This is a genomic window from uncultured Bacteroides sp., from assembly GCF_902491285.1.
Classification (GTDB): domain Bacteria; phylum Bacteroidota; class Bacteroidia; order Bacteroidales; family Bacteroidaceae; genus Bacteroides.
This window is the reverse complement of the sequence record NZ_CABUHK010000009.1, coordinates 61,496-81,467: the sequence shown is the minus strand read 5'-3', so window position 1 is coordinate 81,467 and position 19,972 is coordinate 61,496. Positions and strand designations below refer to the sequence as shown.

Sequence of the window (19,972 nt, the reverse complement as noted above, 5' to 3'; positions counted from 1 at the left end):
AAACTAACATTTATACTATTTATTCTAATATTAGATACACTGTTGAATATACTCACGGATTTCTTTCCGACTGATAAACAAGTGGTTTTCCACCGTACGGGAAGAAATTCCCAATTGGGCGGCAATATCAGCCGAGGATTTATTTTCGAAACGACTCATGATATAAATCTTCCGACGTTGTTCAGGAAGCTGTTTGGCTCGCTCCCATTCACATGTCAATAGATTATTGGCAATAATCTGGCTCTCCACTTCATTGGTACAAGTAGGAATCCGGTCGAAAAGATAGGAAGTTACTTCTTGAGCTTTGTAAAAACGACGCAAATAGTCCGTTACCAGATTCCGGCAAATCGCGAATATAAAATGTTTCACTGTTTCCGGACGCAATATCTGCTTATAGTCCATCAAACGCAAAAAGACATCTTGTGACAGGTCTTTTGCTTCTTCGTCCTTACCTATTTTATAATAGATATAAAGATAAACGGAATGATGATAACTCTTATAAGAGTCAGCAACCAGTTGAGTGGATTTCATGTTTATATTTTCCATTGCTTAGATTTTTGTTTATCATTACGCTGGCAAATATAAATGGTAAATACGGAAAAGAAACAATAAAAAAGGGCGGATAGATTTCATCCTATTGGAAGGGAAACAGAAGTCACAATACTTACTGGTAATCAATTAATTAGACAATTAAAAACCAGAGTCTCAAATTATTATATGAGACTCCGGCAATCAATCTTCATTAGTTCGTCCTATACTTTGGACATATTCGTTCGGGGTTATTCCGGTCGTCTTTTTAAAATAACGGAAAAAGGAAGTACGAGAACTAAAACCACACAGTTCAGCTAAAGCACTTAAGGTATATTTTGAATATTCATCCTCATTAAGCAACCGTTTAAACTCAGCTATGCGGTAATCATTCAGATAATCATAATAATTCTTGTTCAAGAACTGATTAAACACGTAGGACAATGTATATGGAGAGACGTTCAATACTGACGCCAAATCCGCAATCTTTAAATCAGGGTTAACATACAGTCTTTTTTCCTGCATCAGCATATCCAGTTCGTTTGCCAGCCGATGACATTCTTCCATACTCACATTGCTCTTTCTGTATTTTTCTTCAACTACCGGTTTCCCGGTTTCTATGGCGTCCGCCGCAAGAGCCGGAGAGTTCTTTTTTCTCCGGTAATAAGCATAGCTTAAGCATATTATTGCAATCAATAATAGAATTGTTCCCCATAAGGTCGCGTTAAAAGAGGAAGCAATAGTCACTGATAAACAGATTTCCGAACCGGGCTCACCAATCCGACGGATTTTGAATTGATATTTCCCGGAAGACAAGTCATAATAGGTCAGTTCGGATTTACCACCCAACAACTGCCAATCATCATCCATCCCTTCCATTTTATATTCATAAGACATATATGCAGGATCGGAATAGGTAAATCCGGAGAAACAGATAGTCAAATTCTTGTGCGACGGTTCCAAAGAGACTTTATAGAGATGCTGTTCTCTCTGTATAGCAGGGTGATAAGGTTCTTTACCATTCACATATACATCTGTGATAGCCAGGGGATAACTATTTTCTTCATTTATATCACGTAAATCCCTGGTCAAATAAATCAATCCTTTGGAATTGCCGAACCAGATTGTTCCCGAAGTATCTATAACAGGGCAACAGGTAATAAAAACAGAACTCGGCAACCCGTCCACAAAAGTATAAGGAACAATTGTACTTTTTTTATCATAACGGTACAAGCCCAGATTCGTACCAATCCACAGCCACCCTTCACGATCTTCGATCATAAACATGGCATCTTTCCCTTCCAAAAGAGTGCCCGGCTGGAATCTTCGGAAATGAGTCATCGACAAATCTGAAATAAAAATAGGGCCTTTATCCGGAAGGAAATAGAGCTCGTGGGAAGAGTCTTCATATACTGTCCTGATTTTCTCTTTATGTATAAAGCCTTCGGGGAATACATCTGATTTTATACTACGAGTGGAAGGATCCCAGATACATAAACCGGTAGCCGTACAAATCCAGCCCTTTCCTGTAGAATCAAAACATATATCAAGCACATTCCCTTCCGGGAGTTTGGAGTTCGAACTGGTATAGTGATTGAGTTGTTCGCCATCTTTATACTGATATAAGCCCATTGAAGTGGCAATCCACAGACAACCGTCATTGTCCGACTTGATGCAGAAAACATGCCCTTTCACAAAAGGAGTCTCCGAAGGTTCAAAATCATGGATAGTTAATGTAGAAGAATCCAGTATATACATGCCACCACCATACGTACCGATATAATACTTTCCCTGAAACGGGTAAATGCACATTATCATATTAGAGCGTAATTGAGGTGACTTGAAACTCCTAAAACGCCGTTTCGTCTCATCGACATAGAAGAGGCCATTGCGGGAACCTATCAATCTTTCATTCTCATTGATAGCTATGGCCCGTACCGGTATGTCTTTTGAATCAAAATAAGGAGAATAAGAATAGGTAGAGAAAAGCCCGCTCTGATACAGTGTATAATCAAGTCCCAACTGATAGAATCCAACCCATATCAATCCTTCCCTGTCCACCAGCAATGAATAGACAGAGTTAGAGCGGATTCCGCCATTAGTACCGGGTTCATAACAGAAAGATTTCATAACCTTATTTTCCTTGACAGATACAAAATGTACTCCATTTCCGTCTGTTCCAACATAAAGTATATCTTTTCCGTCACCCGACAAAGAGGAAATTACATTGCATCCCAAATCAATCCAATTATCCTTGAACTTCCCTGTCGGTATATCGTAAACAACCACTCCATGTTCCATTGTTCCTAAATAGAGCCTGGAACCAATTCGTGCCATTTTCCGATAAGTATAATCCTGTCTATCATTGTCACCGTATGGGCATAAAGATATTTTTCGGGTAGACAGATTCATTGAATATAGTTTGGAGCGGGTCAGAATCCATAATGTATCTTTTTCTCCCATATTCAAATCGACTATGAAATTATCCGATGACCACATATCCGGATTGATAGTAATCTGCTCCATTTCATTATTTTTGCAGACAAACAATCCTTTTTCACTGCCAATATATAAGTTTCCCTGCGCATCGGTCAATAAAGAACGAACTCCAAATTTTATCACTTCAGCAACAAACGGTTCTAATTTACCGGATTCTTTATTTATCCGCCAAAGCCCCATATCGTTTCCCATCCAAATCTGATTGCCTTGTGTTTCTGCAATAACATTCACCCATTTCAGTTTCTCATCATCTCCGAATATCGGATAATGCTTGAAACGAAAGCCATCAAAACATTCAACTGACGTAGCTGTTCCAATCCAGATATAGCCTACGGAGTCTTTATACAAGGCACTGACCGTTAAATCAGATAATCCATTTGTTTCTGACAGACCACGGAAGGAATAAGAAATCGGATAGGCAGACAGAGAAAAAGAAATAAATATAAGGCTTGTTATATGTCGTATCAGATTATTCATAGGATTCATATTTGATGAAACAATGCAAACCTACATAAAATATCCCGAATTTTATGTAGGTTTATACAAAAACAAAACACATTCCTCATTAAAAATGAGTGTTAATCTACCAGCTTTATACTCAATTGGAATTGTTTATAAACAACAGGAATTCTCTTATTATTAACCTCTACTCTTACAGGCTTCTTCTTACTCCTGAAACTGGCATGGATCTTCGGTTGCCCGTCTATCCAAAGATTGAGTTTCTTATCTTCTTCCTTTTGGATAACGAATAACTTAGCCAAAGAAGAAAAATAGGTTTCCTTATCGCGCCTTAATGCACTGCCATGACAGATAAAGAAATCTTTGGCGTCTTTGGCTTCCGTTCCTTCGGGATAAGAAACTGCAAACATATAGGCATCTGTCATCCAGCCGTCCGGCATAATCCATGAGTTGCTGTGCATCAGTCTGCCATCTGCCAACTGGTTAATATACAAGTCAGTCACTTTACCTTTGTGACGGATACGAAGACCAATCCAGTCCTGCCCTTCCCGCCGTTCCATTTGCGGCAGGTCTTTTTCATTGGGAGTCTCCTTCAAAATAATAGCTGTCAGCCCTTTTACTCGATTGACTTCTGCCGGCAAATGAAATGAATAATAGGTTTCAGTACCTTTCAAATCTTCAGTTGGAGCCTGTATTTCTTCCCAATACAAATCCTCCGGATAGTCGTGTACAAAATCAGACTTAGCAAGCAAACGGGGATAAAGAGGACGAATCACAACGGAAGAATTACCATTCGTCACATTCACGTCAACTCCCGACTTCTTATAAGTCCCGTTGGTATGCCACAGCCATTCAAAACGGCCGACCTTATGCGTCTTTAAATCATCAATCATATAAATCACATTATCCATCCAAAGGAAATGGCGGAAATTACGACTGAAATTATTAGATACAGGACCTGTTCCATTAGCCAGGACATATTTCACATTTCCCGCATCCAAAAGATGATGTAAATATCCTCTCAAAGTAGAACCGCTGTACTGCTGCTCACGGGGTTGTCCCTCGCCATTGAACAGTACTACATTATGCGCCTGGCTTTGAAAGAAATAATTCCGATAAGCAGGATTAGGATACCAACAGTTTCCCCCGTCTTTAATAATATCTACCCCTTTATGAAAGACAATAAATGAATTGGCATCTGCGTGAGAATGATTCCATGTATGACCGCTTTTTACAGCCAGCATCGTAGCATCCTTTTCCCACGAATCACGCATCGTAGCCCAACCAAAATCGGCAAATAATTGAGAAGTCGGCAGTTGAAGGACAGCGGGCGCCTTACTCAAATCAGGAGTGTAAAGGAAACCCATAGGACGATTCAGGAAAAAGCCATCACGATGTTGTCCTTGTTCCACTTGAGATATATACCACAAAATAGTTGGATCTTTCATCCCCAATGCATACAATAACATCATACTGGATTCTGCCGATACATTTTTATGGCTATCTCCAAAATTCAAACTATGCAGCATACCCGTACGTGGGTAGCAGACTTGTGAAAAGTAACTCGGCAATTTTGCCAATTGAGGAATATCACCCGGATTCTGTCCGGGATGAGTGTTTATCCAAGCTATCCTAAACAACAAAGCTTCCTGAATACCAAAGTTAGCATAATTCAGACTTTCATACATTCCACCGGCCTCATCAAAACTCTTTGCTTTCTGTTGCAATACATCACCGGCAAAATCGAACCATTCAGGAAGAGATTCGTGAAGTTGTTCCACCCATTCCCTGGCTTCGGGGATTTCGTTTTGAAGGCTCAAAGCCAATATTCCACCCTGACAAACACAGGAGGTCCACCAGTTATGTCCCATCGAATTCAATGAGTGAATACGGGTCGGCTCCAACAACCAGTCTCCCAATGCCGGTTCCACGGCTAACCGTTTCAATCCTTCGGCTATCTTTTTTCTTTCTGAAGAAGACATGACATTGTATGCAGCATCATACCCCACTGCGGAAAGAAAACTCTTATGAGCCATACCCAGTTGTGAACGCCATGCAGGAATACGTGCCATCATTTCCACATCTCCCCATGATTCGGCTTCCACAGTTTTCAGGAGGATTTCTTTGATTGCGTCTGCATACTCCTTATTATCAGTCATCAAATAAGCTAATGACAAATAGTCTAATCGATTAAAATCTTTCTTTTGCAAAGCTTCATCTGCTGTTTTCTTAATATCTCCCCATGCTTCCTGCAATTTAGGTTCATGCTGCATACGCTGTTTCACTTGCTGTATGCGTTGTGGAGTATACAGTAATGAAGGATGATTTATTTTTTGTGCTTGTATATATAATGAAGAAACACACAAAAAACAGATAACAGCAATAATAGTTTGTTTCATGCTACTTAGTCTATTCTATATATAATCAGTTACAATATTATTCTTTATTGAACGTTTTTCAAAAATTCTTCCAATGCTGCATTAAATTCTTCCGGGCGTTCCATATTCAGCATGTGTCCGCAATCGTCAATTACTTTCAGTTTTCCATTGGGAAGATATTGTAAAATGGGAGGTTCTTTTGAGAATCGGTTACCGGAAGAATGACCTTCAACAATTAAAGCAGGTACATCGGGATGATTCTTTTTCAATTCCTCGATGGCATCCAAACCAGCTACCACCCGTACTTCTTTGTGTAAAGGTTGCCACGCATCCCACTCATCGATCATTTGCCATAGAGACTCACGCATTCGTTCCCGCTGACTTCCTCCTGACTTCATCAATCCTTCAAACCACTCTTTCTTCATCACATCTACCCCTTTCTCTTTCAAAGCAGCAATCTCCTTATCACGTACTCTTGCTTCTTCCGGAGTCATCGGTTCACTTGGGCCTTTCGATTTCCGAATGTTTCCACTGGCTAAAAAAGCAGATAACATCCGATCCGGGAAGTACGCCAACATATCGGCAGTAATAAAACCACCTAAAGAAAGTCCGACGATATGTGCTTTCTTAATGTGCAAAGAATCCATCAAAGTAACTAAATCTTCAGCGTGTGTAAATTGATAGTCTTCCGTTTGTGAAGACGAAATGCCATATCCTCTCAAATCATAGCGGATCACACGATATTTTTTTGCCAGTACGGAAAATTGTTCATCCCACATACGATGATCCAAAGAATGACCATGAACAAAGATGACGGGAGCACCTGTGCCGGCTTCCTCATAGTAAAGAGAACCGTTGCCCACTTCAACGCGGCCTTGTTTCACAACCAACGGATGTCCCTTTACAATCTCTGAAACAGTTCTCGAAATTACAGGACTACCATAAAAAGACGAGAAACCATCTTCTTTACTGGAAGCACCGACTACATGAGCAATAAAGAAGCCATAAACATTCTCCCGTTTATTGATCCACGGGTAAGCGCCAGCCCATCCTGGTGAACTAATCTGATAAGCTTCACCTGTCTTCTTATCGATTAATTCACGCCATTCTCCCAATCCGTAGATTCCATTGTGGGATTGTCCTAGCCCTTTCGCTACATAATTATCCGAGTTATTCGAAGGGATTATTGCGTCTTTCACTTGGTCGGCCTGCATTTCCTTTACAGTTTTTGCTGATATAATCCGCTTATCGTTATACATTCCTTCATGATAAATCATAGATAGAAAATGAATATAATCGTTCAAAGTGGTACACAGACCACCACCCAACATCGGGGCATGCCCGCCATCGGTATTTATCGGAGTAAAATGAGAATTCTTCATTTCCAATGGTTGCGCCAATAGCTCCTGAAAGAGAGTTTCAAACTCTTTCCCCATTGCCACTTCCGCCATTCTTCCGGCAATCTGCATGGCAAGTCCTCCATATTGGAACTGACTTCCCGGAGTAAAGACCGTATCTAACGGCAATATCTCAATAATGGCAGAATCCAGATGATTGTAATTATCTATCCGAGGTTCGGGAAGATAGGGACGTACTCCGGAAGTATGAGATAATAGTTGTCGTAAAAGGATTTTTCCTTTGGCATCTCCTTTAAATTCCGGCAACCATTTCTCCACCGAGTCATCCCAACCTAAATCGGTACTGTCTACTACCGCTCCAATAACAGCAGCCGCTACCCACTTTCCGGCAGAGGCTACATATACTTTCGTATCGGGAGTGTAGTTGCCATAGTTATTCTGGAAAATAACGGAATCATTCTTCACTACGCAGATGGAAGCTCCAGGATAATATCCCTTACTTACCCAACCTTGAATAACAGAGTCCAATGAAGAGAAGTTATAATGACTTCCCCGTACGGACGATACATTGCAGGAACCCGCAATAAAACAGAGACTTACAAAAAGTACGATTAATAATCTTCCCTTCATTTCCTTTATCTATTTAAGTAATAACTTCCTATTAGGTACGGAATTACACAGATTACGCTGTTGCTTTATGCAATCATAATTCTAAAAACCGTGAAATCCGTGTAATCCGTGCCTAAAATTTTCTATTTAGACTGTAAATCCCAATATACCACATAACGCTGATGGTGCAAATCATAAAGCGGACGAATTACGTCTCTCTGTTCCGTTGTAAAGAGCAGGTCTTTTCCTATACGTTTCAAAGTACGTTCCGGATGCTTCATATCTACTTTCAATGAGGTACGCAGTTCGGCTGGAACATGAAAATTATAGGTATAGTAATCATTGTAAAGAGCAGGATTAGAGAAAGGTGCAGGAGCCTGCATACCTTCCGTGCCTCGTTCTCCGGCAAGCACTAACGGCCCATACAGTAAAGCCACTTTATTCGGATTATCGGGAGTGGCTTCCATCTCAAGCTGCATCGGGTAAGTAGCCGAAATACGGTCATCGTCCTTCCAGTCACGGGTGATAGCAATATAAGAACCCGGCTTTTGTTTTACTGCCACTTTTTTACCGTTAACAAGAACTTCTACTTTTCTACTCCATGAGGGATATCTTAGATAAACAGTAGTGCGTACCGGCTTCTCGGCACGAATGGTAAACCGAGTTGTTTCCTCTTTTGGAAATTCTGTTTCCTGAAGAAGAGTCAATTCTTTTTCTTTCCAAGTGACCTGGGAAGGAATAAACAGATTTACGTAGATTCCCCGGTCATTGTGATAATAGATAGCTTCACCATATTTGGCATGATTTTCAAATCCGCTACCGACACAACACCAGAAAGAATTCTCTTTTGTACTGTATAGCTTATGAGAGCCGGAAAGCAGCGGAAGAAAATAGGCTACCATTCCTGTTTGCGGGTCTTGCTGACCGAGGATATGGTTGTATAATGCCCTTTCGTAATAATCGGCAATAGACGAGTCGCCCGTCCAGCAGAAAAGATGGCGGCTGAGTTTCAACATATTATAAGTGCAGCAAGTTTCTCCTGTATAGCCGGTCAAATGTTTAGAGAACTTCTTCGGGTCAAAAAAATGTTCTTTATCGCTACTGCATCCCGGAGCAAAAGTATGGTGGTCAATCATGGTATGCCAAAAGAATTCCGAAAGTTTTTTACTTGTCTCATTCTCTGTCAGTTCATAGTTACGCGCTTCGGCTATGACTTTCGGGATAAATGTATTCGTATGTTTGGTTCCTAAATCGTCCCGGAGTTCTTTTAAAGGGTCAATTACGTCATTATGGTAGAAGTATTCAGCCAACCAACGGTAACGTTCATCGCCTGTGATAGCATACAAATTGTAAAATGATTCATTGATACCACCAAACTCATTACGTATCATGAGTTTGCGGGTTTCTTCAGTGAGCGGTTTTAGTTTGTTATAAGCCCAATCACCCATTTTTGTCACCACTTTCAAGGCTTGTTGATTGTCTGCATACAGATATTGGTCTATTAGGCCGGAATAAAGTTTATGCAATGTGTACCAAGGCGCCCAAACGCTCTTTCCTTGAATATTACGATTTATCAGTTCTTCGGGATAGGCACTTAAATAGCCGCCTTTCAGGGCATTTTGAACTTCGGTCAGTCCATTGACAAGGCTATCTCCTTTTAGTTTGAAAATCTCATTTCCGGTTGCGGCGTACATCAAGGCGTAAGCTGAAAGCAAATGTCCGGTAGTATGTCCGCGAAGCTCACAATCCAAAGATTCCCAGCCACCGAGCTTCTTCACTCTCATATATCCGCCTTCACGACCGGCAAACACTCCGGCATTTGTCCGGAAACTATGCAACAGGCGATTCACGTCAATAGAAGTCATCCATGCGGAATCCCGCAACATATTGTCACGAAAACGACTCGGTAATAAACGCACGTCTTTCAAGTCAAAACTTTGTACCTGCACAGGAGCCACTGTCTCTTTTTTCATTTTTCCCTGATGCTGACCGGGGTACACAGATTGAGCCGACGATAGAGCCGATACTGCCAATAATGCGATTGCAACTAAGAATTTCTTATTCATAATCATTTTTTATATCCTTTATTTATAGGATACGAATAAGTTCTGCCTAACACTCAATGCAAAAATACGAAATTCTGATTTAGCGGCGTAGCGACCAGACAAAGTTTCCTTGCGGGATGTTGACATTTTAATTAATAACCGTACGGTTATGGACTAACTGTTTTCGGGCTTAAAAAAGAGTAAAAGAACGGGATTATCCGATGCATTCTCAATAAATGCAGTAAAAAATATGTTTTTAGAGATTAAGAGCTTTTTAAACGATGAATTAGAATGTGTAAAACGAGAAATATAAAATAGTTATTTGGTTAATACATAGCATAATATACCTTATTATATTCTCAAACAATTCTCACTGCTATGAGAAAAAATACTCATCGCGATGAGAAAATATTCTCATAACGATGAGAATTAATTCTTATCACCGTGAGAAAATGTTCTTATCACAATGAGAAAATATTCGATTAAGTTTCATTCATTTCCCGTGCGGATATGAACTAAAACTTTTGGTGCGGTTACCCTGATAATCTTTCACTAATTCAATATTTCATTGATAAATGAAAAAACTTCGTTCAATCGGTTCGGCTGTCTGTACTTTTCCAACCAAACCATATTGCCAAGCCACTACGGTCACTTTTAACGGAAACTTGCTGCGTGGAGGAATTTGAGTAAATATCAGTTTATTTCCTTCTATCTCCACCGGTCCTTCTTTCACATAATAATATACGGGCAGTCCGCAATCAGAAGTTGCCTGAAGCGCAATCTCCTTTGTTTCCTTGTTCACATCCTCAATACCCGGGAAAAGAATATGCTGGCGTTTACCTTCCGTATTACGATAAGGAATCCGGAAACTAAGTTCTTGAACGATACTTTTATATTGACGGTCGCCGTCATTGCTTGCCAATAAGCAAATATCTCCCGTGCGACGCTTGTTGTACATCCCCATACGATAGAAACGAACAGTAAAAGTTGTATCGTTCACTTTCTGTACCGGGCCGCAAATGCGGGTTATTTCGGGGAGAGTGGACGAATGTTCTTTGGTGATCACTGTATGTAAGCTATCCGTATACACAGCTTTCAGATGGAAAGTCAGTCCGTCCTCTTCCGGTAAGAAGCGGGCGGCTACTTTCACGTGGGATTTTGGATTATAGGTGAGTAATTGCCCCTTTTGTACAAAACCCAGATACTGGGGTTTCTTCCCTCTTTCCTGCCGATAGCGCTCTTCCGTCATTTCAGCCATTTCCTTATCGAAATACCAGAATGCGTCGTGCGAGTCTCCTTTGTATTGTTTGTAAGGAGCGGCCTTAGCACGTTTCTTCTGATTGGGATGCCACCTTTCGGCAAGCCAACCATTCTGCGGATTCAGTTTTTTCAAGACTACAGGTTTATCTAAATCATATGTTCCAGATATACGATATGCTAATGCTTTCTTTAGAAACAATGCAATATATTCAGCAGTGCGGTTTGCTATATCGAAATGTCCGCGCCCTGCATCACAAAGAAAAGAGATACAGCTATTAGGATACATCATACGGAAAGCCAAAGCCGGATTCACTCGGTCTTCCCACCATTCGTATTCACCTTCAATCATCAATCCCGGAATACCGTCAATCGTACGTTTCCCCCACTCCATGTTATCACGCCCATATCCGGTTAGATTGGTACGTGGCGCATCTCCGTGTAGAGAGATAACAGCCAAGGTACGGTCGGGATTCCATGCAGCGAAGTTCCACGGATAGGTAGCCATCGCTGAATGTCCTAAAGGGACAACAGGCGCATATTTCAATTCACTATAACCACTGACATTCGCAAAATCCTCCATCATCTTTTCAAAGGCTTCCTGACATCCGGTAGTTATGTCCCATCTTTGATCCCATCCGGGGGTAATCCATATCAATGCCATACCGTTTTCCGACATTTTCTCCCGAAATAAAGGATTCTCAAACAGCGTCTCTTCTGTCATGTTATGATTACCGATTATCACAGCTTTCACTTGTGTACAATCGGAAGGTATCCACAAAAATGCTTGCGGATGATTATTCGTTTCGTTGGAAGTAATGCCCGATATCTGTACAGACCACTGCCATTCGGCTGCCATGCTACTTGGCAATAAACTGACAACCAATATTCCCAATATAAAAATTCGAAGTAGTTTCATGTTTAATTCATTTATTATTTTTCTATATAATACGTAGTCATGACTATATATACTCAACCGAAAAATATAAAAAAACTATTATAATAGGAAGCCTTTCATCAACTATTCCACAAAAACATTGTATCTTTATTCTCCAATAAAGAAAGGAATTATATGGATTTACGTACAGCAAATGTTACAAGATATATTCTTCCCTTACGTGAAGGGGGTTCATTACCGGCTTTAGCCGAAGCTGACGATGAATTTAAGTATGTCGTAAAATTCAGAGGGGCAGGACACGGGACGAAAGCACTGATTGCCGAACTGATTGGTGGAGAAATTGCCCGTACACTGGGTTTCAGAGTACCGGAGATAGTTTTCCTGAACCTGGACGAGGCTTTCGGACGAACGGAAGCGGACGAAGAAATACAGGATTTGCTTCAATGGAGCCGTGGATTAAATCTCGGTCTGCATTTTCTATCGGGAGCATTAACCTTCGATCCTGTTGTGCATAAAGTAGGCGGTAAGACAGCCTCGCAAATTGTGTGGCTGGATGCCTTATTGACTAATGTAGACCGTACTATCAAAAATACGAATATGCTGATGTGGCATAAGGAATTGTGGTTGATTGACCACGGGGCTGCTTTCTACTTTCACCATTCGTGGACTACTTGGCAGAAGCATGCTCTTAGTCCGTTCGTGCAGATAAAAGACCATGTACTGTTGCCGTTTGCCGATAAATTGGAAGAGGTGGATACTGAATTCAAGCAACTATTGACTCCTGATAAAATCCGTGAAATAGTCAATGCGATTCCTGACGACTGGCTGAACTGGACAGAAGGGCAGGAAACTCCGCAAGACTTGAGAGATATTTATATTCTATTTTTAAAAGAAAGGATAAACCATTCCGAAACATTTGTAAATGAAGCGCAAAATGCAAGAAAGGCACTTATATGAATATGCAGTCATCCGTTTCGTCCCCAGGGTAGAACGTGAGGAATTTATCAATGTAGGTATTGTACTGTTTTCCAAACGGTGCAAATATCTCAAATCCCTTTATACGATAAATGAAAATAAATTGAAGCTCTTTTCTTCGGAGTTGGATATTAATTGTCTGAAAGAAGGGTTACAGGTCTTTGACAAGATATGTTCGGGAAATAAGGAAGGGGGAGCGATAGCCAATATGGATATTCCCGACAGATTCCGCTGGCTGACTGCGGTGAAAAGCTCCTGCATACAGGTATCCCGCCCGCATCCGGGATTTTCCGCTGATTTGGATAGAACTTTGGAAAGGCTGTTCGAAGAATTAGTTCTTTAGAAAAAAGTACATGCACGGTTTTCAATACAAAAACCATGCATGTATCATTCACACATTTATCCTGAATTAGAATTCAGTTTCTTTAAATATAGCTACAAACTCACCTTTTTTATTAATATATCCGATTACAGAATCTTTGTATCCTTCTATATCAGCATGACAAATAGCCAAGCCTTCACTAAACATATACACTAAAGAGGCATTAATCAGTTCATCACCTAAAGGAGACATAAAAGACTGATGTTTATATAAAATCATACCCTCACCAAAATTAATACAAGGTTTATGACTCATATCATAGAAAGCCTTATCGTCATATTTTATAACAGAAGTAGGTTTAAAGTCCTTTCCGATAGTATAAAAACCTCTATACTGAGAATAGGAAGCAAAAGCATGTCCATTATGAAACGGCAATGTGCATCCTGAAGATTATCGTGAACTACATTCCCTTGTTTATCAATGAAACATTTGGTTCCATCTTTCTTTTTCACGACAGCATATCCCTCACCGAAATATGAAGGTTCATTCGTATATTTCGGAGTAATAACCACATTACCGTTCGTATCTATAAATCCCCATTTTCCATCTACCTGTTGCACAGCAGCCATTCCGTCACTAAAATCCTGAACTTTTATATATGCAGGCGCAACAATCACTTTCCCGTTCTTATCTCTAAATCCATAAGTACGATTCTTATAGCTATAAAATGCAGCCAAGCCATCACAGAGCGAACGAGGCTCTTCCAAGTTTCCTTGAACCGGTTCCGAAAGGTTAGGGAAGATCAATTGACCTTTTGTATTGACATGAACAAGTTTATAATATTTGCTATATCCCTTTTGTACAAGTACAAGGCCAGCTGCAACTCCATCAACAAAATTAGTGACACGAATCACTCCTGGCAATTTTACGACTTTCTCTCCCTTTTTATTAATCAGCCATGTCACACTATTTTCATGCACAGGGCAAACTCCTTGACAAAAAGCAGGATACGGAGAATTAAAAGGAAGAGTATATGTAAACTGGAAAGCTTTATTGCCCAAGCTATCAATAAAAAACTTTTCTTTCTTTGTACTTACAAAAGCCATTCCATCCTCAAAAGCTCCCATACCCAAACCATATCTTGGATTTTCTTCTATGGTAATCACCTTTGTATTTGAGGTGATAAATGGACGAATAGCTTTGGCTCTTTTAGTATAAAAATCTGCTACATATATCCCATTCTCTGTTACTACTTCTTTTGCATTAGCTTGTGAAGCTTCGACAGACTTATTCTGATTTGAGTTCTGTTCTCCCGTTTTTGTTTCCGTTCCCCCCAAAGCTTTATCCACTTCCTGAATGGCTTTTCCTAATTTTTTTAAAAACTGCGCTGAAGCATTAGGAGCGACTAATAATAAAGCAGAGCACATAAATGCACTAATTAAATTTCTTTTATTCATTATATTTTGTGTATTAGTTAATACTGTCTTATTTTACGTTTCATGCAGGCAAATGTAGACAAAAAGAAAATATGCCTTTATCCCGCACAAGGTTGTTCTATCAATTAATGAACCTTGTTTCCGTAGAAGCTTTTATTTATTCATAAGGCTTCTTTTACTTGATTTAACTCCATATACCACGAATCCGGAGAACAAAACATGCTGAAAACGACTATATATATGGAAGACCGGATGCAAAGACAAAGTTATCCGTAAAAGTGGTAGCAAAACCCGTAATCTATATAAATACAGATTACTTTTTACTGAATAACTTTGCATATAGAAAAAGGTAGTAATAATGTTAGAATACGCTTTTAATTTAATATAGCTTGATTATGGAAAAGGTAAAATTGAACAATGGCATTGAAATGCCTATTTTGGGTTATGGTGTTTATCAGGTTACTCCTGAAGAGTGTGAACGTTGCGTGTCGGATGCAATCAGTGTAGGTTATCGGTCTATTGATACGGCACAAGCCTATCATAATGAGGAAGGTGTAGGAAATGCAATCAGTAAATGCGGTGTGCCGCGTGACGAGCTGTTCATCACTACAAAAGTATGGATTTCAAATGCCGGTTATGAAAAGGCGAAAGCTTCTATTGACGAGTCGCTGCGTAAGTTGCAGAGCGATTATATTGACTTATTGCTCATTCATCAGCCGTTCGGGGATTATTACGGAACTTACCGGGCTATGGAAGAAGCATACAAGGCCGGCAAACTTCGTGCTATCGGCGTCAGCAACTTTTATCCCGACCGTTTTGTAGACCTGGCGGAATTCTGCGAAATCACTCCTGCCGTCAACCAAGTGGAAACGCACGTTTTCAATCAACAGATAAAGTTACAGGAAGTAATGAAGGAATATGGCACTAAGATTATGTCATGGGGACCGTTTGCCGAAGGAAGAAACGACTTCTTTACCAACGCAACTCTTCAGGAAATCGGTAAAGAGTATGGCAAGTCAGTGGCACAGGTTGCACTACGTTATCTGATTCAACGCGATATCATAGTTATTCCCAAGTCTACCCATAAGGAACGTATGATTGAGAATTTCAATGTATTTGACTTCTCTTTAACACCGGACGATATGGCTGCTATTGCTGCACTCGATACAGCTAAAACCTTATTCTTCTCCCACAATGACCCGGAAATGGTGAAGTGGCTGATTAATTATGGTAAATAATAGCTCACTATAATTTCCTTTTTTTAGGCACGGATTACACGGATTTCACGGTTTTAAGAATTATGATAACATAAAGCAACCGTGTAATCTGCGTAATCCGTACCTAAAAGAAAGAAATATAAATTGACTTACTTAAGTGGGGTAAAATGCAACGCAGCTCCACCACTCGCTTTCAACTTCAAGACAAGTTTATCGCCTGCCTTTATCTTCTTATGAGTGCTGCGTACTTTCGTCCGTGTATCCAGTTTGTCATCATCTTCATACAGATGAAGCAGATACTTCTTTCCCGGTTCCAGAAAATCCGTAGTCAATGTAACCGTGCGGGCTTCCGTATTTGTCATTGCTCCTACAAACCAGTCACTTCCCGAACGACGTGCCTGAACGATATATTCACCTATTTCTCCATCCAGTGCGCGACTATCATCCCATACGCTTGGAATAGCTTTCCAAAACTCCAGTTCTTCTTCTCCTTTATAAAATTCCGGTCGGTCATACCAGAACATAAATTGCAAAGGACTGTAATACACTGCCGCCATTGCCAATTGATGTGCTTTCGTATTCTTCACTCTGTTATTGAAGTAGCAAAGTGTATAATCTCCTGCACCTGCCAAGTAGCGGGTAAAAGGAAGCATTGTATTATGAGTTGCATCCGGCATTTCTTCATTTCCACGGATACCTTCCTGTGTCATCAGATTGGGATAGGTACGGCTGAAACCCGTTGGGCGATATTCGTCATGAATATCCACCATCAGACCATATTCTCCACATTTGCGGACTGCCTCGTGCAGCCAGGTACTCCAACGCTGATTACCAATCTGTACAAAACCGAACTTGATACCTTTCAACCCCCATTTCTTATATAAAGGCAATAAAGTATCCAGTTGTTGCACCAACGCACGTTGATTGACATACACCGTGAGCCCGATTCCTTTCGATTCGGCATACTGACACAAAGCAGGTATATCAAGGTCTTTATCCGGAGAAACAGTAGTAGCGTCCGAACTCATCTTCATTTCCGGCCCATACCAGCCGGCATCCATATGCACATACTGAATACCACGTTCCGCTGCAAAGTCAATAGCAGCTTTCACCCTGTCTTGTTTCAAGTCGCCCGAGCGGAATACTTTTCCCGGCTTAATCCAGGAAGTGTCAGCCAGTTTACAAGCCGGATTCAAGTTTAAGACAATATCATTGTTATTAATCAAATCGACCGGACGTTCGGCAGCCATGATAACGCGCCACGGAGTATTATAAGGAGAAATTATATCGACGCTGCTATACAGGCTTGTTTCCAAAGTAGAAGGCTTGTCTGCCGATAGACGGAATTTACCACGGGCATAATCCACCATTTCCGCTTCCAACAAAGCCACGGATAACCCGTCGGGCAGTTTTAAAGTCAAAGGACGTTCGCTTTCCTCTTTCCCCCATCCTTCCAGCGGACGAAGTACGCAAGGACCTTGTGCCCAGCGCTCATAATAAGCCATTGTTCCTTGAGGCATTGTGAAGCTGGTTTGTTCGCCTATGATATGTAAGAAAAGCCCGTTTGTTGTTTCCGGAAAATGATAGCGGAAAGCAACTCCTTCATTGTAGGCACGCACTACGATGTTCATAAAATAATTCTTACGCTTATCATAGCCACCTTCCTGTGCTCCATTCCCTTCACCCTTTTTGAATTTCAGAGTCATCTCATTATAACAATCACGAATCTCGGCACGTTCCCCATATACAGGTTTCCATGTTTCATCCGCTTTCCGTTGCTCAGTTCCCGTCAACTTCAGATTCTCACACCAAAAATGGCAGGTATCATTCGGAACACCCAATGCAGATTCAAATAACTGGTTTTCAATCAGGATACCCAATTTACTTTCTTCAATTACCGGGCGGTTCTTGTAAGTCAAGGTATAATACATTTGTGCATTATCCTCTCCCACCGCACGCTGATAGAAGGTAAAACGATACGCTCCGTCGGGAGATGTCAACTCCTGACGAGTTTCTGTCATTACCTCCTGCGCTTTCAACAATGCCGGTATCACCAACAATAAAAGCAAAATTCTTTTCTTCATTCTATTTACGTTCATGTTTATTCTTCTTTCCTATTATATACGAACGAGAAAGAAATTATACTCAAATAGTTTATTCACCGGAAAGATTATTCCATCTGCTCCCTATAAAAAGTAGGTGTCATCCCAGTCACCCGCTTGAAGATGCGGTTAAAATGTACAGGAGATTCGAATCCGCATGTCGCGCTGATTTGTGATATATTCATCACACTACTATTCAACAGTTTACAGGCATACCCGATACGCATATCAAGTACATATTCTTTAAATGTCTTTCCTGTGTTTTCCTTGAAATAACGGCAGAAGGCGGTAGGATTCATGGCTGTATAAGAAGCTATCTCGTCCAGACCGATAGACTCGGTATAATGTTTGTTAAGATAGGCAATCACTTTTTCCATTCTTTCATTGCGCATAATAGAAGGAGACGGTGTATAATGGGAAGTAGTCAGATATTTCCTGTTATCGTTGGTAGCCATTATTTGCAGAAGTGAAAGCAACAGGATGATTTGTTCTGCTCCTTTAGCAGAAGGTATCTGTTTTAATAGCTTGATAATTTTACCCGAACGGGAAACGGTGAACCTAATTCCCCGGCAAGCATCTTCCAATAAGTTCCTGATAGGGATGAACTGTGAATATTGAGAAATGGAGTAATGCATAAAGTCCTTCTCAAACTGGATATTCACGCCTTTTACTTTCAAGCCGGACTCTTCTCCGTTATCCGGCGGACTCTGCATACTATGAGGAAGTTCCGAACCGAAAAGAATCAAATCCCCTTTTGCATAAGAGATTATGCTGTCACCTACCAGGCAATCTCCCTCCCCTTTCTCCACATAGATAATTTCATACTCACTATGGAAATGCCACGGGTAAGTGAAACGCGGATATTCATAAAAGCGGGCACGGACGGGATTGGAAGTCGTAATAGTCAACTTCTCATTCATTATCTTCTTCATAAAATCTCCTTTCTAAACTACTTTTGCAAAGATAAGTAAATATCTTGCAAAGATACGCATCATAGCGTGTGTAAAAACCCGCTATTTTTGCATCAATTCATAAAAACATTTGATAGAACCATGAACGAATTATTTAGTATTGCCGGTAAAGTAGCTGTTATTACCGGAGCAGGTGGTGTACTGGGTGGAAATATTGCCCAACACTTTGTACAGCAGGGAGCAAAAGTAGTAGCTATCGACATTCGTCAGGAGCAACTGGACAACCGGGTAGCCGAACTGAAAAAATACGGAGAAGATGTAATCGGTATTATCGGTAATGTACTGGACATCACCAGTCTGGAAAAAGTAGCGGAAGAAATCGTTGCCAAATGGGGACGGATTGATATCCTGTTAAACATTGCCGGTGGAAACATGCCGGGAGCTACTCTCGAACCGGAGCAAAACTTCTATGACATGGATATCTCCTGCTGGGAGAAAGTCACCAATCTGAATATGAACGGAACAGTTTATCCGTCCATGATATTTGGCAAGGTAATGGCTAAACAAGGCAAAGGATGCATCATTAATGTATCATCAATGGCTGCATACAGCGCTATCACCCGTGTACCGGGATACTCTGCCGCAAAAACCGCCGTAGCCAACTTCACTCAATGGCTGGCTAGCGAAATGGCACTGAAATATGGAGACGGAATTCGCGTAAACGCCATTGCGCCGGGCTTCTTCATCGGCGACCAGAACCGCCGCGTGCTTATCAATCCTGACGGCTCACTGACCGACAGAAGCAAGAAAGTATTGGCCAAAACTCCGATGAAACGTTTCGGTGACATTAAAGAGCTGAATGGTGCCGTACATTTTCTGTGCAGCGAAGCCGCCAGTTTCGTAACAGGAGCGATGTTGCCTATCGACGGTGGTTTCAGCGCTTTCAGCGGTGTTTAAATAACAGCCTGTAATAAAGAG

The 19,972-nt window shown here is 40.8% G+C and carries 14 protein-coding genes; 4 read left to right on the top strand and 10 right to left on the bottom strand.

The window, feature by feature from the left end; translation table 11 throughout:
• Nucleotides 1-30 precede the first annotated feature (30 nt).
• The 6 genes from RDN93_RS04085 to RDN93_RS04060 form a co-directional block, all read right to left on the bottom strand.
• Entirely contained in the window at nt 31-546 is a 516-nt protein-coding gene (locus tag RDN93_RS04085; protein ID WP_308744291.1) for a sigma-70 family RNA polymerase sigma factor, read from the bottom strand.
• 186 nt (nt 547-732) lie between these two features.
• Nucleotides 733-3,504 carry a two-component regulator propeller domain-containing protein gene (locus tag RDN93_RS04080; RefSeq protein WP_308744290.1) on the bottom strand — a complete coding sequence of 924 codons (2,772 nt, stop codon included), beginning with the start codon at nt 3,502-3,504 and terminating at the stop codon, nt 733-735.
• A gap of 101 nt (nt 3,505-3,605) precedes the next feature.
• Nucleotides 3,606-5,885 (bottom strand): heparinase II/III family protein, encoded by a 2,280-nt coding sequence (locus RDN93_RS04075; protein WP_308744289.1) that lies wholly within the window; start codon nt 5,883-5,885, stop codon nt 3,606-3,608.
• A gap of 44 nt (nt 5,886-5,929) precedes the next feature.
• Nucleotides 5,930-7,852 (bottom strand): alpha/beta fold hydrolase, encoded by a 1,923-nt coding sequence (locus tag RDN93_RS04070; RefSeq protein ID WP_308744288.1) that lies wholly within the window; start codon nt 7,850-7,852, stop codon nt 5,930-5,932.
• A gap of 122 nt (nt 7,853-7,974) precedes the next feature.
• The gene (locus RDN93_RS04065; protein WP_308744287.1) at nt 7,975-9,897 is read right to left on the bottom strand and encodes a glycoside hydrolase family 127 protein; all 1,923 of its coding nucleotides are present in this window, start codon (nt 9,895-9,897) and stop codon (nt 7,975-7,977) included.
• Nucleotides 9,898-10,441: 544 nt separating this feature from the next.
• The gene (locus tag RDN93_RS04060) at nt 10,442-12,052 is read right to left on the bottom strand and encodes a hypothetical protein (protein ID WP_308744286.1); all 1,611 of its coding nucleotides are present in this window, start codon (nt 12,050-12,052) and stop codon (nt 10,442-10,444) included.
• Between the two features lie 153 nt (nt 12,053-12,205).
• Between RDN93_RS04060 and RDN93_RS04055 the strand changes: the two genes are divergently transcribed.
• Complete coding sequence (locus tag RDN93_RS04055; protein WP_308744285.1) at nt 12,206-12,988, top strand: HipA family kinase; 783 nt, start codon at nt 12,206-12,208, stop codon at nt 12,986-12,988.
• Nucleotides 12,966-13,349, top strand: coding sequence for a DUF3037 domain-containing protein (locus RDN93_RS04050; protein ID WP_308744284.1), 384 nt, complete (start codon nt 12,966-12,968; stop codon nt 13,347-13,349). Before RDN93_RS04055 ends, RDN93_RS04050 begins: the two co-directional genes overlap by 23 nt.
• Before the next feature lie 66 nt (nt 13,350-13,415).
• Here RDN93_RS04050 and RDN93_RS04045 read toward each other — a convergent pair whose 3' ends face one another.
• Together RDN93_RS04045 and RDN93_RS04040 are read right to left on the bottom strand one after the other, a co-directional pair.
• Nucleotides 13,416-13,643, bottom strand: coding sequence for a hypothetical protein (locus tag RDN93_RS04045; RefSeq protein ID WP_308744283.1), 228 nt, complete (start codon nt 13,641-13,643; stop codon nt 13,416-13,418).
• Between the two features lie 26 nt (nt 13,644-13,669).
• Nucleotides 13,670-14,785, bottom strand: coding sequence for a WG repeat-containing protein (locus RDN93_RS04040; RefSeq protein WP_308744282.1), 1,116 nt, complete (start codon nt 14,783-14,785; stop codon nt 13,670-13,672).
• A gap of 374 nt (nt 14,786-15,159) precedes the next feature.
• Here RDN93_RS04040 and RDN93_RS04035 point away from each other — a divergent pair, with 374 nt between their 5' ends.
• On the top strand, nt 15,160-16,002 hold the full coding sequence (locus RDN93_RS04035) for an aldo/keto reductase (RefSeq protein WP_308744281.1): 843 nt from the start codon (nt 15,160-15,162) through the stop codon (nt 16,000-16,002).
• Between the two features lie 128 nt (nt 16,003-16,130).
• Here the strand turns inward: RDN93_RS04035 and RDN93_RS04030 are convergent, their stop codons facing one another.
• Nucleotides 16,131-18,080, bottom strand: coding sequence for a glycoside hydrolase family 97 catalytic domain-containing protein (locus RDN93_RS04030; protein WP_308744280.1), 1,950 nt, complete (start codon nt 18,078-18,080; stop codon nt 16,131-16,133).
• A 71-nt stretch (nt 18,081-18,151) separates the two neighbouring features.
• A complete protein-coding gene (locus RDN93_RS04025) occupies nt 18,152-19,015 on the bottom strand; it encodes an AraC family transcriptional regulator (protein WP_308744279.1) in 864 nt (287 codons plus the stop codon).
• Nucleotides 19,016-19,135: 120 nt separating this feature from the next.
• On the opposite strand from RDN93_RS04025, the gene RDN93_RS04020 reads away from it, so the two are divergent.
• A complete protein-coding gene (locus RDN93_RS04020; RefSeq protein WP_308744278.1) occupies nt 19,136-19,951 on the top strand; it encodes an SDR family oxidoreductase in 816 nt (271 codons plus the stop codon).
• The last annotated feature ends 21 nt before the right edge of the window (nt 19,952-19,972 follow it).

Coding starts and splice junctions, on each gene's coding strand:
- RDN93_RS04085 (WP_308744291.1), bottom strand. CDS start 546: ATGGAAAATATAAACATGAAATCCACTCAACTGGTTGCTGACTCTTAT.
- RDN93_RS04080 (WP_308744290.1), bottom strand. CDS start 3,504: ATGAATAATCTGATACGACATATAACAAGCCTTATATTTATTTCTTTT.
- RDN93_RS04075 (WP_308744289.1), bottom strand. CDS start 5,885: ATGAAACAAACTATTATTGCTGTTATCTGTTTTTTGTGTGTTTCTTCA.
- RDN93_RS04070 (WP_308744288.1), bottom strand. CDS start 7,852: ATGAAGGGAAGATTATTAATCGTACTTTTTGTAAGTCTCTGTTTTATT.
- RDN93_RS04065 (WP_308744287.1), bottom strand. CDS start 9,897: ATGAATAAGAAATTCTTAGTTGCAATCGCATTATTGGCAGTATCGGCT.
- RDN93_RS04060 (WP_308744286.1), bottom strand. CDS start 12,052: ATGAAACTACTTCGAATTTTTATATTGGGAATATTGGTTGTCAGTTTA.
- RDN93_RS04055 (WP_308744285.1), top strand. CDS start 12,206: ATGGATTTACGTACAGCAAATGTTACAAGATATATTCTTCCCTTACGT.
- RDN93_RS04050 (WP_308744284.1), top strand. CDS start 12,966: ATGCAAGAAAGGCACTTATATGAATATGCAGTCATCCGTTTCGTCCCC.
- RDN93_RS04045 (WP_308744283.1), bottom strand. CDS start 13,643: ATGAGTCATAAACCTTGTATTAATTTTGGTGAGGGTATGATTTTATAT.
- RDN93_RS04040 (WP_308744282.1), bottom strand. CDS start 14,785: ATGAATAAAAGAAATTTAATTAGTGCATTTATGTGCTCTGCTTTATTA.
- RDN93_RS04035 (WP_308744281.1), top strand. CDS start 15,160: ATGGAAAAGGTAAAATTGAACAATGGCATTGAAATGCCTATTTTGGGT.
- RDN93_RS04030 (WP_308744280.1), bottom strand. CDS start 18,080: ATGAACGTAAATAGAATGAAGAAAAGAATTTTGCTTTTATTGTTGGTG.
- RDN93_RS04025 (WP_308744279.1), bottom strand. CDS start 19,015: ATGAAGAAGATAATGAATGAGAAGTTGACTATTACGACTTCCAATCCC.
- RDN93_RS04020 (WP_308744278.1), top strand. CDS start 19,136: ATGAACGAATTATTTAGTATTGCCGGTAAAGTAGCTGTTATTACCGGA.